At 68.8% G+C, this 14,066-nt stretch carries 16 protein-coding genes; 11 read left to right on the top strand and 5 right to left on the bottom strand.

What is annotated here, in order from left to right; translation table 11 throughout:
• Positions 1-20: 20 nt before the first annotated feature.
• Both K3M35_RS01440 and K3M35_RS01445 read left to right on the top strand, forming a co-directional pair.
• Positions 21-2,792, top strand: a complete 2,772-nt coding sequence (locus K3M35_RS01440; RefSeq protein WP_220665896.1) for a DNA translocase FtsK — start codon at positions 21-23, stop codon at positions 2,790-2,792.
• Positions 2,793-3,010: 218 nt separating this feature from the next.
• Positions 3,011-3,994, top strand: a complete 984-nt coding sequence (locus K3M35_RS01445) for a TerC family protein (RefSeq protein WP_006551278.1) — start codon at positions 3,011-3,013, stop codon at positions 3,992-3,994.
• On the opposite strand, the gene K3M35_RS01450 is transcribed toward K3M35_RS01445, so the two are convergent.
• Positions 3,984-4,268, bottom strand: coding sequence for a YciI family protein (locus K3M35_RS01450; protein WP_033096530.1), 285 nt, complete (start codon positions 4,266-4,268; stop codon positions 3,984-3,986). The genes K3M35_RS01445 and K3M35_RS01450 overlap by 11 nt on opposite strands.
• Before the next feature lie 26 nt (positions 4,269-4,294).
• Entirely contained in the window at positions 4,295-4,822 is a 528-nt protein-coding gene (locus K3M35_RS01455) for an amino-acid N-acetyltransferase (protein WP_228045020.1), read from the bottom strand.
• Between the two features lie 43 nt (positions 4,823-4,865).
• On the opposite strand from K3M35_RS01455, the gene pgsA reads away from it, so the two are divergent.
• The 4 genes from pgsA (at position 4,866) to K3M35_RS01475 (ending at position 8,084) form a co-directional block, all read left to right on the top strand.
• The gene (pgsA, locus tag K3M35_RS01460) at positions 4,866-5,660 is read left to right on the top strand and encodes a CDP-diacylglycerol--glycerol-3-phosphate 3-phosphatidyltransferase (RefSeq protein WP_220665897.1); all 795 of its coding nucleotides are present in this window, start codon (positions 4,866-4,868) and stop codon (positions 5,658-5,660) included.
• Positions 5,661-5,854: 194 nt separating this feature from the next.
• Positions 5,855-6,241 carry a helix-turn-helix domain-containing protein gene (locus K3M35_RS01465; RefSeq protein WP_006551282.1) on the top strand — a complete coding sequence of 129 codons (387 nt, stop codon included), beginning with the start codon at positions 5,855-5,857 and terminating at the stop codon, positions 6,239-6,241.
• A gap of 200 nt (positions 6,242-6,441) precedes the next feature.
• On the top strand, positions 6,442-7,248 hold the full coding sequence (pspA, locus tag K3M35_RS01470; RefSeq protein ID WP_006551283.1) for a phage shock protein PspA: 807 nt from the start codon (positions 6,442-6,444) through the stop codon (positions 7,246-7,248).
• A 26-nt stretch (positions 7,249-7,274) separates the two neighbouring features.
• A complete protein-coding gene (locus K3M35_RS01475; RefSeq protein ID WP_220665898.1) occupies positions 7,275-8,084 on the top strand; it encodes a hypothetical protein in 810 nt (269 codons plus the stop codon).
• A 59-nt stretch (positions 8,085-8,143) separates the two neighbouring features.
• Here the strand turns inward: K3M35_RS01475 and K3M35_RS01480 are convergent, their stop codons facing one another.
• From K3M35_RS01480 to K3M35_RS01490, 3 genes are read right to left on the bottom strand one after another with little or no spacing between them, the layout of a single operon-like run.
• Complete coding sequence (locus tag K3M35_RS01480; protein WP_019289168.1) at positions 8,144-8,749, bottom strand: CbiQ family ECF transporter T component; 606 nt, start codon at positions 8,747-8,749, stop codon at positions 8,144-8,146.
• Entirely contained in the window at positions 8,746-9,426 is a 681-nt protein-coding gene (locus K3M35_RS01485) for an energy-coupling factor ABC transporter ATP-binding protein (RefSeq protein WP_220665899.1), read from the bottom strand. The genes K3M35_RS01480 and K3M35_RS01485 overlap by 4 nt, the downstream gene beginning before the upstream one ends.
• A 16-nt stretch (positions 9,427-9,442) precedes the next feature.
• On the bottom strand, positions 9,443-10,039 hold the full coding sequence (locus K3M35_RS01490; protein WP_220665900.1) for a biotin transporter BioY: 597 nt from the start codon (positions 10,037-10,039) through the stop codon (positions 9,443-9,445).
• Between the two features lie 248 nt (positions 10,040-10,287).
• Here K3M35_RS01490 and K3M35_RS01495 point away from each other — a divergent pair, with 248 nt between their 5' ends.
• The 5 genes from K3M35_RS01495 (at position 10,288) to recA (ending at position 13,938) form a co-directional block, all read left to right on the top strand.
• Positions 10,288-10,461: a hypothetical protein gene (locus tag K3M35_RS01495; protein ID WP_006551287.1), complete on the top strand. Its 174-nt coding sequence runs from the start codon at positions 10,288-10,290 to the stop codon at positions 10,459-10,461.
• Positions 10,462-10,476: 15 nt separating this feature from the next.
• Positions 10,477-11,199, top strand: coding sequence for a PIG-L deacetylase family protein (locus K3M35_RS01500; RefSeq protein ID WP_033096535.1), 723 nt, complete (start codon positions 10,477-10,479; stop codon positions 11,197-11,199).
• A gap of 40 nt (positions 11,200-11,239) precedes the next feature.
• A complete protein-coding gene (locus tag K3M35_RS01505) occupies positions 11,240-12,385 on the top strand; it encodes a glycosyltransferase (protein WP_220665901.1) in 1,146 nt (381 codons plus the stop codon).
• A 37-nt stretch (positions 12,386-12,422) separates the two neighbouring features.
• Positions 12,423-12,617, top strand: coding sequence for a DUF3046 domain-containing protein (locus tag K3M35_RS01510; RefSeq protein ID WP_006551291.1), 195 nt, complete (start codon positions 12,423-12,425; stop codon positions 12,615-12,617).
• Between the two features lie 277 nt (positions 12,618-12,894).
• Positions 12,895-13,938, top strand: coding sequence for a recombinase RecA (gene recA, locus K3M35_RS01515; protein ID WP_006551292.1), 1,044 nt, complete (start codon positions 12,895-12,897; stop codon positions 13,936-13,938).
• Positions 13,939-14,066 lie beyond the last annotated feature (128 nt).

Consider the following 14,066-nt stretch of genomic DNA (forward strand, 5'->3'; position numbering starts at 1 on the left):
GTGCGGCTACCCTGGCGGATATGGCAGGAAAGTCGTCGGGCAGCCGCGGAACGTCGTCTACGACCTCTCGGTCGCGGACGGGGGCGCGGGGCTCGGGCGGCAGCACCTCCCGTGCTCGCAGCGCGGGTGCCTCCACCTCGAAGACCAGATCGACCGCGAAGACGAAGGCGTCCGGATCGACCCGGTCCACCCCTGCGCGCAAGCCGCGCGCCGCGGCCTCGACCGCGAACCGTCGCAGCGGCGGCACCGCACGTCGCGCTCCGGCCGCGAGTCGACGCCCCGCGCCCGCTCGTCCCCGGCGCAGTTCCGGGGGGATCCTCACCGCCGTGGGCCGCACCGTCGGCGCCGGTTGGATGATGACGGCCCGCGCTGTCGGAGCCACGACCCGCACGATGGGTCGCGCCACCGAGATCGAGTCCGGACACCGTCGCGACGGCATCGCGCTCGGATTGATCTCCATCGGTGTGATCATCGCCGGCACGGTGTGGTTCGGCGTCGGCGGCCCGGTGGGGGAGTGGGTCGAGACGGCCGTCCGCGCCATAACCGGTGGTGCGAGCGCGGTCCTTCCGCTCGTCGCGGTCGGCATCGCGGTGACGCTCATGCGCACCGAACCGCATCCCGAGATCCGTCCCCGGCTCGTCGTCGGCGGACTGCTCGTCGGTCTCCCCGCACTGGGCCTGTGGCACGTCGCCTCCGGTTCACCCACCGACGCGGAGGGCCGCTCGGAAGGGGCCGGTTTCGTCGGTGCCGCCGTGGGCGGCCCGCTCACTTCCGGGCTCACCGTCTGGCTGTCCGTGCCGCTGATGCTCCTCGCGGCGGGCTTCGGGATCCTGCTGCTCACCGGCACCACGGTGCGGGAGCTGCCCGAACTGTTCCGCGACTACTTCGGCCTCGGCTACCGCGCCGACGACGAGTACGGCGACTACGACGACGATTACGGCTACGACGAGCCGCCGATGTTCGACGCCGACGGCTACCCGATCGACGAGCCGCCCGCCCCCAAGCGGTCCCGCCGCCAGCGTACCCCGGTGGAGAACTACCCGCCTGACGAGTTCGACGGCGACGCGAAGACCGAGGTGCTCCCGCTGTGGGACGACCGCGCATCCGAACCCGAGGCGCCCGCCTCACCGCCGGCCACACTGGAGGTGCCCTCGGTCGCCGAGACCCCGGCCGCAGCGCCGGCCCCGGCTCCCGCCCGCAAGAAGCCGAAGGCCGCCCCGGTACCCGAGGTCGTCGATCAGACCTCCGAGCCGGAACCGGCCGAGACGTTCGTGCGCGACCGCGAGGTCGACGGCGACTACACGCTGCCCTCACTGGAGCTGCTCACCAAGGGCGACCCGCCCAAGACGCGGTCGGCCGCGAACGACCAGATGATCGAGGCGATCACCGAGGTCCTCGAACAGTTCAAGATCGACGCCGCGGTCACCGGCTTCACCCGTGGCCCGACCGTCACCCGCTACGAGGTCGAACTCGGCCCCGGCGTCAAAGTCGAGAAGATCACCGCGCTCGCCCGCAACATCGCGTATGCGGTTGCGACCGACAACGTCCGGTTGCTCGCACCGATCCCGGGCAAGTCCGCCGTCGGCATCGAAGTCCCCAACACCGACCGCGAACTCGTGCGGCTGTCGGACGTGCTCGCAGCACCGTCGACCCGCCGCGACCATCACCCCCTCGTCATCGGTCTCGGCAAGGACATCGAGGGCGACTTCGTCTCCGCCAACCTCGCGAAGATGCCGCACCTGCTGGTCGCCGGTTCGACCGGTTCCGGTAAGTCGAGCTTCGTCAACTCGATGCTCGTGTCGCTGCTCATCCGCGCGACGCCCGACGAGGTGCGGATGATCCTCATCGACCCCAAGATGGTCGAGCTGACGCCCTACGAGGGCATCCCGCACCTGATCACGCCGATCATCACGCAGCCGAAGAAGGCCGCGGCGGCACTGGCCTGGCTCGTCGAGGAGATGGAGCAGCGCTACCAGGACATGCAGGCCAACCGCGTGCGCCACATCGACGACTTCAACACGAAGGTGAAATCGGGGGAGATCACCGCACCGCTCGGTAGCGAGCGCGTGTACCGGCCGTATCCGTACATCCTCGCCATCGTCGACGAGCTCGCCGACCTGATGATGACGGCCCCACGCGACGTCGAGGACGCGATCGTCCGCATCACCCAGAAGGCCCGCGCCGCCGGCATCCACCTCGTGCTCGCCACCCAGCGACCCTCGGTGGACGTCGTCACGGGTCTCATCAAGACGAACGTGCCCTCGCGACTCGCGTTCGCGACGAGTTCGCTCACCGACTCGCGTGTCATCCTCGACCAGCCCGGTGCCGAGAAGCTCATCGGTATGGGCGACGGACTGTTCCTGCCGATGGGTGCGGGCAAGCCGATCCGCCTGCAGGGTGCGTTCATCACCGACGAGGAGATTGCAGGGGTCGTCGACTTCGCCAAGAACCAGGCCGAACCCGAGTACAACGAGGGCGTCACCGCCCCGAAGGCCGGCGACAAGAAGGACGTCGACCCCGACATCGGCGACGACCTCGACGTCTTCCTGCAGGCCGTCGAACTCGTCGTCACGAGCCAGTTCGGTTCGACGTCGATGCTGCAGCGCAAGCTCCGCGTCGGCTTCGCCAAGGCCGGTCGCCTGATGGACCTGATGGAGACCCGAGGCGTGGTCGGGCCGAGCGAGGGCAGCAAGGCCCGCGAGGTGCTGGTCAAACCCGAGGAACTCGACGGCCTGCTGTACTCGATCCGTGGCGGCGGGGATCCGGTGGAAGTGCCTGCCGCAGAGCAGTGAGACATGCCCGTTCGACCGGCCGTCCCTGTTGCCTTCCGGCGGGAAGTGACGATGTGTGGCACAATCGTGGGAGCTGTGGAGGGGAGTATCCCCAGATCCGCGGCGGTCTCGTCAACACGTTCGGCACCGATGCCGTCCCGGGGCCGTCGGTCCGGCGATAGTCCGGGCGGGAGAGACCTCCGGCAGGTACACATACCTACCGGAAGGCCTATGTGCCCATGCACGTAAACCTGACTACCTGGTTGATCACGATCGCCGTCATCATCGGGTTGTTCATCTTCGACTTCTTCGCCCACGTCCGCAAGCCGCACGCGCCCACACTGCGCGAATCCGGTTTCTGGTCGGCCGTCTTCGTCGCCATCGCGATCCTCTTCGGCGTGATCGTCTTCGCGGTCTGGGGACCGACCTACGGCGGTGAGTACTTCGCCGGCTACATCACCGAGAAGGCGCTGTCGGTCGACAACCTCTTCGTGTTCGTCATCATCATGGCCACCTTCGCGGTGCCCCGTGAGTACCAGCAGAAGGTCCTCACCATCGGCATCGTGCTGGCGCTGGTCATGCGCGGAGCCTTCATCGCGGTCGGTGCCGCGGCGATCAACGCCTACAGTTGGGTGTTCTACCTGTTCGGCTTCTTCCTCATCTACACGGCGGTCAAGCTCATCCGCGACCACGGTGAGGACCCGCAGGCCATCTCGGAGAACCGGATGGTCAAGCTGGCCCGGAAGTTCCTGCCGGTGCACGACGAGTACGACGGCGACCGCCTCGTCACCCGCATCGACGGCAAGAAGTTCGTCACGCCGATGCTGCTCGCGCTCGTCGCGATCGGCTTCACCGACATCCTCTTCGCGCTCGACTCGATCCCCGCGATCTACGGTCTGACCAACGAGCCGTACCTGGTGTTCACTGCGAACGCCTTCGCGCTGATGGGCCTGCGCCAGCTGTTCTTCCTCATCGGCGGTCTGCTCGAGCGGTTGGTCTACCTGTCCTACGGACTGTCGATCATCCTCGCGTTCATCGGCGTGAAGCTGGTGCTCCACGCCCTGCATGAGAACACGCTCGGCTGGATCAACGGCGGCGAGCACGTCGCCGTCCCGGAGATCTCCACCGGCGTGTCCCTGATCGTGATCGTCGGAGTGCTGGCCGTGACGACGGTGGCCAGCCTGCTCAAGACGCGCGGTGAGAAGGAATCCGTCAGGAGTTGAACACGCCCATCACCGGGTTCCACCCGGTGATGCGCACGGCATCGACGAGGTCGCGCTGCGCGAACGGGTCCTGGGCCATCAGTTCGCGCGCCGCGGCCTCGTCGGCCACGTCGACGAGGATGAGCGCACCCGAACCGTCGGTCCACGGGCCGGTCGCCCGCACGATGCCCTGTTCGACGAGATCGCCGAGCCATGCTCGGTGCTTCGGGCGGTGCTCGTCGCGCGCCGAGGCGGTCGCATCCGAATAGGTGTACTCGACGGCGAACAGGGCCATGCGGGCCTCGCTTTCGTGGGTCTCGATCAGAGGGTGAGGAGCATCCGGGTGTTCCCGAGCGTGTTCGGTTTCACGTAGCTCAGGTCCAGGAACTCCGCGACGCCCGTATCGTACGACCGGCACATCTCCGCATAGACCTCGGCCGTCACCGGAGTCCCCTGGATCTCCGTGAAACCGTGCCGCGCAAAGAACTCCACCTCGAAGGTGAGCACGAACAGTCGTTCCAGCTCGAGCTCGCGGGCGACCTCGATGAGGCGCTCGACGATCAGGTGACCTGCGCCGTGGCCCTTGACGGACGGGTCGACGGCCACGGTGCGCACCTCGCCGAGATCCGACCACAGCACGTGCAGGGCCCCGCACCCGACGACCCGACCCCCGAGTTCGGCCACCCAGAACTCCTGGACGGCCTCGTACAGGGTCACCAGATTCTTCTCGAGCAAAATCCTGCCCGCATAGATGTCGATGAGCCGCTTGATCTCGGGCACGTCGGAGGTTCGGGCGCGCCGTACGACCATTCGATCGTTCGAGTCGTGGTTCGTCGGCGGTGTCGTCATGCGGTGAACAGTAGCGCGTGCGGCTACCGATATTGTGGGGCACATGAGCACGCCCCGCCAGCATGTCACCGCGTCGGGCGGGAGCGGCGCCGCACCGGGACCGCACGCCGGGAGCCCGCACGATCCGGTGCCGTTGTGGAACATCGCCAACATCTTGACGGTGGGTCGGATCGCGTTGGTACCGGTCTTCCTGGTGCTGCTCTTCGTCGGCGACGGGCACGACATCGGGTGGAGGCTCGCGGCGACCGGAGTCTTCGCGATCGCCGCCATCACCGACCGGATCGACGGTCAACTCGCGCGAAAGCACGGTCTCGTCACCGATTTCGGCAAACTCGCCGATCCTATCGCCGACAAGGCCCTCATCGGTGCCGCGCTGGTCGGGCTGTCGATGCTCGGTGACCTGTCGTGGTGGGTCACCGGGATCATCGCTGCTCGGGAGCTGGGGATCACCGCCCTGCGGTTCGCCGTGCTCCGGCACGCCGTGATCCCGGCGAGTCGCGGTGGCAAGCTCAAGACGCTGGTGCAGACGCTCGCCATCGGTGTCTACCTGCTGCCGCTGCCCGAATCGGTGGCGCCGGTGGCGATCGGCCTGATGATCCTGGCGGTCGCCCTGACGGTGGTGACGGGACTCGACTACGTGGTCCAGGCGATCCGGCTGCGTACCGGGGTGCGCCGGAGCGAGAGCGAGACCGCCCGTGCGGAGGACGTCCCGAGGGTGGACGTCGCGGGCGAGGGCGCCGCGGGGGAGGGCGCCGCGGGGGAGGGCGCCGCGGGGGAGGGCGCCGCTGCCCAGGACATGCCGGGCGACGGCCGCACGGTGGGTGAGGACGCCCGGTAACCACGGGGCGGGACGTGCGGGATCCGGCTCGGTGCGGTCGACACCGCTGTGTCGGGACTACTCGGGCGTCTGCAACCGCCGTCGGCGTTGTAATGTCTGGACACCGCAGTATCGAGGTCCGATCGGTCTGCGGGAACCTCGCAGCGTCGTCGTGCGTTGACGAGGTGTCGGCACGACGGACGAAGGAGGATGGGATGGCGCTGTTGTTGCGTGAGGCACTCGGTGACAGCCTTCGGCGCACCCGTGTTTCGCAGAGCCGCACCCTGCGCGAAGTCTCCAGCAGCGCCCGGGTCAGCCTCGGCTATCTCTCGGAGATCGAGCGCGGCAGGAAGGAAGCCTCGAGCGAACTGCTCGCGGCCATCTGCGATGCACTGGAGGTCCCGCTGTCCGACGTGCTGTTCGATGTGAGCGGTCTGCTGGCGGACGGCCTCGACCGTCGCACGGACATGGAGACCACCGCAGCCGACACGGCACCGGCCGAGCGGTCCGACGACGGCGCCACCGCCGAGCCCGGGTTGCTCGCGCAGGAGCCGCGCATGGTGATCCCTGCACCCGCCGCACAGGCGCTGGCAGCCGCCTAACATGGATCACGAACCGTGCCGGTCTCGCCGGATACGGTCGTAAGCGACATCGAGCCGGGGCGTGGTGCGTGCACGGACCCGGCCGGGGCAGGTGGGTCGTCGGGGGTAGCAGCGGACCGGCGATCTTCGAACCGGGGCGCGAGGGCCGCGTACCGGGTCGCGTTCGGCGCGGCGTACCAGATGGAGGCAGGATCACACCCATGGCTAATCCTTTCGTCAAGGGCTGGAAGTACCTGATGGCGCTTTTCAACTCGAAGATCGATGAGAAGGCCGATCCGAAGGTCCAGATTCAGCAGGCGATCGAGGACGCGCAGCGTCAGCATCAGGCGCTCTCGCAGCAGGCGGCCTCCGTTATCGGTAACCAGCGTCAGCTCGAGATGAAGCTCAACCGTCAGCTGGACGAGGTGGAGAAGCTCAACGCGAGTGCCCGCCAGGCCGTCATGATGGCCGACCAGGCCACGGCGGCGGGCGACACCGAGAAGGCGATCCAGTACACGAACGCGGCCGAGGCCTTCGCGGCACAGCTCGTCACCGCCGAGCAGTCCGTCGAGGACCTCAAGGTGCTGCACGACCAGTCGCTCCAGGCCGCCGCGCAGGCCAAGAAGGCCGTCGAGCAGAACGCCATGGCGCTGCAGCAGAAGGTCGCAGAGCGCACGAAGCTGCTCAGCCAGCTCGAGCAGGCCAAGATGCAGGAGCGCGTGAGCGAGTCGCTGCGTTCGATGGATTCGACCCTCGCAGCTCCGGGCACCACTCCGAGCCTCGATGCCGTCCGCGAGAAGATCGAGCGTCGCTACGCCAACGCTCTCGGTTCGGCCGAGCTCGCCCAGAACTCGGTGCAGGGCCGCATGCTCGAGGTTCAGCAGGCCACCGTCCAGATGGCCGGTCACAGCCGACTCGAGCAGATCCGGGCGTCGATGAAGGGCGAGGCGCTTCCGGGCACCCCCGCCAACCCTGCCGTCGACACGCGCAAAGAGCCCCCGAACGCTGCCGGTACCACCGGCCGCTGATCCGCACGCCTCGGAACTGATCCGCCGTGAACGTCTCCGGAGACGACCGGACCGGGAACATCCCCGGTTCGGTCGTCTCTGCGTTCCGCGATGCCACCGGCAACGCGATGGAGGCCGCGCGCCGCTGGCGCGATCCCGCCGCCCGCTTGCGGCGTAAGAAGCGTCGCGCGCGTCGGCGTGCCAGTTTCTTCGGTGCCGGCTCGGGCACCACGGCGATCGGCACCGCGACCCTGGCCGTCGCGTCGGCTCCCGAATGGACGCTCGTCGCGGCCGGGGGAGCGACGGCGGCTCTCGCAGTGCCTGCCGTCCTCGCCGTCCGTACCTTCCGTCGCCTCGATGCGGTGCCGCTGCCCCCACCGCCGCCGCGCCGCCGGTCGCTGCCACCGGCCGGTTCGGTCGCCCGCGCCCCGATGGAACGCCTCGCGGCGAACGAGGAGAGCCTGCGGCGCCTGCTCGGTGTGCTCGTGCGGTCGAACTCCGTGGCCCCCGACGACCTCACCGAGATCGACGACGCGGCCCGCGCAGCCGCATCCGCACTCGATGCCGTCGTCGAGGACGTCGTTGCCCTCGAATCCGCCGCGCAGGGCAGTGCGGCCGCCAAGACCCATCTGTCCGCGGCCATCGTCGACGCGGGCGAGCGTCTCGGGACGGGTGTCGACCAGTTCGAGGAACTCGTCGCCGCCGCAGCACGCCTCGCCGCGACCGCCGAGAGTAACCGGTCGCTGGCGATGCTCGACCAGCGACGCGCCGAACTGATCGCCACGTCCGACAAACTCGAGAGCTGGGCGCAGTCCTGGCGCGAGTTGGGGCAGATCGAGCAGCGTTACCACCCCTGAGGGGTGGAACACCCCCATCATCGACACCGCGAGCCGAACACGTCGGTCGTCGACACCTCTCAGTCGTCGACACCGCGAGCGGCGAGGGCCTCGCCCATCGCCTCCGCGGTGCGGAGGGCTCCCACCACCACCGGAACCACCAGCGCCCGCAACGAGAATCCGAGACCGCGCGCCTTGCGTGCCTCGGTCACGCGGGTGACCACGGTGCCGATCAGCGGGATCGCGCGGACGGTCATCACCAGCACGAGTCCCACCCGGTCGGGATCGACCCCGACGCGCGCGAGGGGACGGGCCGCCCGCACGATCGCGTCGAGCATGTCGGTGGTCCGCGTCGTGAGGGTCACCAGGGCGGCCAGGGCGACCGCCACGAGCAGCGACCCGCAGATCACCACCGCCCGTTCCCACCCCGCCACGAGCACCTGGAACGCTGCAATGATCGCCAGCATCCACACCAGCGGCCGCAGCTGCACAACCGCCAGACGCGGAGGTATGCGCGCGGCCGCATACGCGAGCACGGCCAAGGCCAGGGCGGGAAGCACCTGCCAGGGTTGCCGGATCCACAGGGTCAGCGCAAGGATCAGTGCTGCGACCGCGAGCAGCTTCGCTCCCGCCGGAAGCCGGTGCAGGACGGAGCGTCCGGGATGGTAGAGGCCGAACGTGTTCACCCGATCAGATTCCGGTAGAACGCGAGCGCGGACGCCGGTTCGTCGTCGGCGACGACCCGCCCCGAGTCGACCACCAGCACACGATCGAAGTCCACGAGGAGTTCGAGATTGTGGGTCACCGCGATCACCTGCTGCGGAAGGCTCGCGAAGGTGCGCGCGATGAGCTTCGTATTGCGCAGGTCGAGCAGGGTCGTCGGTTCGTCCGCGACGAGCACCGCCGGGTCGGTCACCATGATCGCGGCGAGCGCGAGCAACTGCTTCTGGCCGCCCGAGAGCAGGTGGCTGGGGTGGTCGTGATGCCCCGCGAGCCCGAAGTCGGCGAGGACCTGCCCTACCCGGGCTTCGCGTTCCTCTTTGCCGAGTCCGCTGCGTCGCAGCGAGAAGGCGACGTCCTCGGCGACCGTCGGCATGACGATCTGATGGTCCGGGTCGGTGAAGACGAATCCGACCTTCTTGCGGACCTCCCGGCCCTTGCGCGTCGTGTCGAGGCCGTCGACGGTCACCGAGCCGGACGACGGGACGAGCAGGCCGTTGATCATGCGCGCCATCGTCGACTTGCCGCTGCCGTTCGCTCCGACGATGCCGACGCGTCGTTCGGTGAGGACCACGTCGACCCCGTCGAGGACGGTGCGGTCGCCGTAGGCGTGCCGCACCTCCCGGAATCGGATCTCGCTCATCGACGGTCGGACGGCGTCAGTGCGCAGGACCCGCAGCGGGGCGGTGCGCGATGCGCGGTGCCGCCAGTGCGGGATAGGCGCGATGCACTTGGGCGGCGACCGCTGCGGCGACGACCGCCTTGGCCAGATCGCCCGGCAGGAAGGTGACGTTGGCCGCGGCGGCGGCCCACACCGTGAGATCCGTGCGCAGGACCATGCCTGCGATACCGAAGGCGTAGAGGACGACGATGCCACCGAGGACGTTGACGGCCACACCGGGCAACGTGCGGTATCGCGGCAGCATCTTCATGCTCAGCCAGCCGATCACGGCGACGGCAGGGATCCAGCCGATGAGGAAGCCCACCGTGGGACCTGCCAGCGAGGTGAGGGTCGTGCGCCCGCCGGCGAGTACGGGCAGCGCCAGCCCCAGCACGATCACGGTGAGCACCGACAGGACACCTTTGCGTGCGCCGAGCAGTGCACCCGCGAGCATCACGCCCAAGGTCTGCAGCGTGATGGGCACGCCGGACGATCCGATACTGATCTGACCGGGCAGTCCCAGGGCGATGATCAGGGCGGCGAAGACGGCGATCTGCGCGAGGTCGCGCGCGGGGATACGGGGGGACGAGGACACGGTTACTCAGCCTTCTGGTATGGACGGCGAACCCGTAGAGCCTAAGCCGTACCGGCGTGCCGCGGGTCACCGACCCGTCTCCGGGTGCCCGTGGGCCACACCGGGGTGCGCCTCCGGGTGTCCCCTGATCTTTCCCTGATATCTGCGCTGACCTGCTGTTTTTCATTGCTCGAGCTGTCAGGATCGAGGCGTACCGAGCAAACGGAGTCCGACTCGGAAGAGGTCGGCATCGAGGGTGGGAGTACCCAATGTTCTGGAAGATCGTAGGAATCGTCGCGGTGGTGTGGGTCGGTCTCGCCGTCCTCGGCGCCCTGCTCGACAACCTGTTCGGCTTTCTCGTACTCGGCGCCGTGATCTTCGGCGGATACCTGCTGTACAAGGCAGTATCGGGAGGTGACAAGCACGACCTGACACGTCTGTAGACGAAGGGGGCAGCTGTGGAGGCGGTACCGGAGAACTGGCAACGCGGACTCGTCGTCGTCGCCCACCCGGACGACATCGAATACGGCGCGGCGGCGGCGATCGCGCGGTGGACCCGACAGGGCAAGGAGATTTCCTACGTTCTGGCCACCAGTGGCGAGGCGGGCATCGCCGGTCTGTCGCCCGAGAAGAGCGGGCCGGTGCGGGAATCGGAGCAGCGCGAGTCCGCGCGGATCGTCGGAGTGGATACCGTCGAGTTCCTCGGGCACCCGGATGGTCGACTCGTCCCGAGTCTCGATCTCCGTCGCGACATCGCTTCCGCCATCCGACGTCATCGTCCTGAGATGGTGGTCACGCTCGCGTTCGGGCTGTCGCCCCGGCCGGGCTGGGTCAACAGTGCCGACCATCGGGCGCTCGGGATCAGCGTCCTCGACGCCGTCTCCGATGCCGCGAACGAATGGATCTTCCCGGAACTCACCGAACGCGGTCTGGAACCGTGGCACGGCGTGCGATGGGCTGCCGTGTGTCCGGGTTCGCCTCCGACCCACGCGGTGGACGTGACCGATACGGTCGAACTGGCAGTCGAGTCCCTCGCGGCGCACCGTCTGTACCTGCAGGCTCTCGACGACAGGCCGGTGGAGGCACAAGCGCGCGAACAGGTGGAGCGCGCATCGGCGCCGCTGCCGGGATTCGCTGCCGAGCGCGCCTCCGGGTTCGAGTTGTACACCTTCGCGGGATAGGAAGCGTCCCGCCGTCGGTGGCCTGTGGCAGGCTGTGCGCGTGCGAGTGGCGGTGGTGGCCGGGCCCGATGCGGGTCATGCGATTCCGGCGATCGCGTTGTCGCTGCGGCTCGCGGATGCCGGGCACGACGCGGTCGTCCTCACGGGCGAACGATGGCTCGGCCTCGAGCTGCCCGGTGTGACGTTCGCTGAGTTGAAGGGGCTGGCGCCCCGGCGCGGGGACGACGACGGCGACGCGGGGGCGAAGATCCACGCCCGCGCCGCCCATATCGCGAGCGAGATGCTCCCGGATCTCGGGGCCCTGCTACCCGACCTCGTCGTGGCGGACGTGCTCACCGCCGGCGGAGGGATGGCCGCCGAGCGCCTGGGGATCCCGTGGGTCGAGCTCTCGCCGCACCCGTTGTACCTGCCGTCGCGCGGGCTCCCGCCGATCGGCAGCGGTCTCGATGTGGGCAGGGGCGTGCGGGGCCGGTTGAGGGATGCCGCGTTGCGAGCGATGACCGCGAGATCGCTGCGGCAGGGGGAGCGCGAGCGTTCTGCCGCACGCGTCGGGATCGGTCTGCCGGCGCGCGATCCCGGGCCCCGGCCCCGGCTGATCGCCACCCTGCCGGCACTCGAGGTGCCACGTCCCGACTGGCCCGGGCACGCGCACGTCGTCGGTCCGCTGCTGTGGGAACCCACCGTGGAGATCCTCGATCCGCCGCCAGGGGACGGACCTCTCGTGATGGTCGCGCCGTCGACCGCGGTCACCGGCGTGACCGGGATGGTCGAGACGGTCTGCGACGCACTCGACGGGGCCGGGATGCGGGTCGCCGCGACGATGCTCGACCCTCCGCCGCAGTCGCTCCCCAGCTGGGCCGTCTCGGGTCGCGGCAGGCAGGACGTCCTGCTCCGGCAGGCCGATGTCGTCGTGTGCGGGGGTGGGCACGGGATGCTCGCCAAGACGCTGAGTGCGGGGGTTCCGGCGGTGATCGTTCCCGGGGGCGGCGACCAGTGGGAGCTGGCGAACCGCGCCGCACGGCAGGGGAGTGCGGTGGTGGTGCGTCCGCTCGACGCGGATGCGGTCCGCTCCGCGATCGACACCGTGCTGTCGTCGCCGGACTTCGCCGCCGCGGCTCGTGCGGCCGCGGACGGTGCCGGCGACGTGGAGGATCCGGTCGCGGTGTGCGAGGCCGCAGCGGACTGACTGTCGCGCCACACCGCGCGCGACTACCGTGGTCGGGGTGCGGTTGACGGAGTTCTACGAGGTGGTCCGGGACGAGTTCGGACAGATGCACGGCGATGCCCTGCTGCGCGATCACGTGCTGCTTTCGCTCGGTGGACGGACGGCGGCCGAGGCGATCGAGGCGGGACAGGAGCCCCGGGAGGTATGGCGCGCTCTCTGCGACGAGTTCGACGTCCCACCCGTGCGGCGGTAGCCGCGGAGCCGGTCGGGGCTGTTCCCGACCGGAATCGGTGCAGGAGTAGATGCCGGAATCGATTCTCTGTCCGACCGGGATGAGACCATTCCTGGCGTACACGAAGCGACCGGATTTCGAACACGTGTTCGGCTATGCTGGGAACGCCGGGTGGGTTGTCCACAGGTGGTGATTCCATCCACAGATACGGCGTTTCCGCGGTCGCGACAGCGAACTTGTCGGTGCCGGGTTCTAACGTCGTCGACAACAAGGACGAGATTCTATTAAGGGGACCAAGATGGCAGCACAGGCTCACGACCGCGAGAAGGCGCTCGAGCTCGCCCTCGCGCAGATCGACAAGAGCTTCGGTAAGGGCTCGGTGATGCGCCTGGGCGAGGACGTCCGTCCGCCCATCGCAGTCATTCCCACCGGGTCGATCGCACTCGACGTGGCTCTCGGTATCGGCGGCCTGCCGCGCGGGCGCGTCATCGAGATCTACGGCCCGGAATCCTCGGGTAAGACGACGGTGGCCCTCCACGCGGTCGCCAACGCGCAGGCCGCCGGCGGCATCGCGGCGTTCATCGACGCCGAGCACGCCCTCGATCCGGACTACGCGCGCAAGCTCGGTGTCGACACCGACGCCCTGCTCGTGTCCCAACCCGACACCGGTGAGCAGGCCCTCGAGATCGCCGACATGCTCATCCGCTCGGGTGCGCTCGACATCATCGTCATCGACTCGGTCGCGGCGCTCGTGCCCCGCGCCGAGATCGAGGGCGAGATGGGCGACAGTCACGTCGGTCTCCAGGCCCGCCTGATGAGCCAGGCACTGCGCAAGATGACCGGTGCGCTCAACAACTCCGGCACCACCGCGATCTTCATCAACCAGCTGCGCGAGAAGATCGGCGTGATGTTCGGCTCGCCCGAGACCACCACGGGCGGTAAGGCGCTGAAGTTCTACGCCTCCGTGCGTCTGGACGTGCGCCGGATCGAGACGCTCAAGGACGGGGGCGACGCGGTGGGCAACCGCACCCGCGTGAAGGTCGTCAAGAACAAGGTCTCGCCTCCGTTCAAGCAGGCCGAGTTCGACATCCTGTACGGCCAGGGCATCTCGAAGGAGGGCTCGCTCATCGACATGGGTGTCGAGCAGGGCTTCATCCGCAAGTCCGGCTCCTGGTACACCTACGAGGGCGACCAGCTGGGGCAGGGCAAGGAGAACGCCCGCAAGTTCCTGCTCGAGAACACCGATGTGCGCGACGAGATCGAGAAGAAGATCAAGGAGAAGCTCGGCATCGGTGCCGTTCTCACCGATCCGAGTGATGTCGAGGAGCCGGTCGACTTCTAGTCACCGCCCACGGCCCCACGGCCCCACGGCCCCACGGCCCCACGGGGGCACGGACGCACGTCGTCCGTGCCCCCGTGGCGTATCCGCACCCGGCCGCGCTGTCGGTGTGTCCGGCTACTGTGCGCGTC

It is taken from the genome of Rhodococcus sp. DMU2021 (assembly GCF_019641445.1).
GTDB lineage: Bacteria > Actinomycetota > Actinomycetes > Mycobacteriales > Mycobacteriaceae > Rhodococcus > Rhodococcus pyridinivorans.

Excerpts from the sequence above, each read along its gene's own strand:
- K3M35_RS01440 (WP_220665896.1), top strand. The coding sequence starts at position 21 with ATGGCAGGAAAGTCGTCGGGCAGCCGCGGAACGTCGTCTACGACCTCT.
- K3M35_RS01445 (WP_006551278.1), top strand. The coding sequence starts at position 3,011 with ATGCACGTAAACCTGACTACCTGGTTGATCACGATCGCCGTCATCATC.
- K3M35_RS01450 (WP_033096530.1), bottom strand. The coding sequence starts at position 4,268 with ATGGCCCTGTTCGCCGTCGAGTACACCTATTCGGATGCGACCGCCTCG.
- K3M35_RS01455 (WP_228045020.1), bottom strand. The coding sequence starts at position 4,822 with ATGACGACACCGCCGACGAACCACGACTCGAACGATCGAATGGTCGTA.
- pgsA (WP_220665897.1), top strand. The coding sequence starts at position 4,866 with ATGAGCACGCCCCGCCAGCATGTCACCGCGTCGGGCGGGAGCGGCGCC.
- K3M35_RS01465 (WP_006551282.1), top strand. The coding sequence starts at position 5,855 with ATGGCGCTGTTGTTGCGTGAGGCACTCGGTGACAGCCTTCGGCGCACC.
- pspA (WP_006551283.1), top strand. The coding sequence starts at position 6,442 with ATGGCTAATCCTTTCGTCAAGGGCTGGAAGTACCTGATGGCGCTTTTC.
- K3M35_RS01485 (WP_220665899.1), bottom strand. The coding sequence starts at position 9,426 with ATGAGCGAGATCCGATTCCGGGAGGTGCGGCACGCCTACGGCGACCGC.
- K3M35_RS01495 (WP_006551287.1), top strand. The coding sequence starts at position 10,288 with ATGTTCTGGAAGATCGTAGGAATCGTCGCGGTGGTGTGGGTCGGTCTC.
- recA (WP_006551292.1), top strand. The coding sequence starts at position 12,895 with ATGGCAGCACAGGCTCACGACCGCGAGAAGGCGCTCGAGCTCGCCCTC.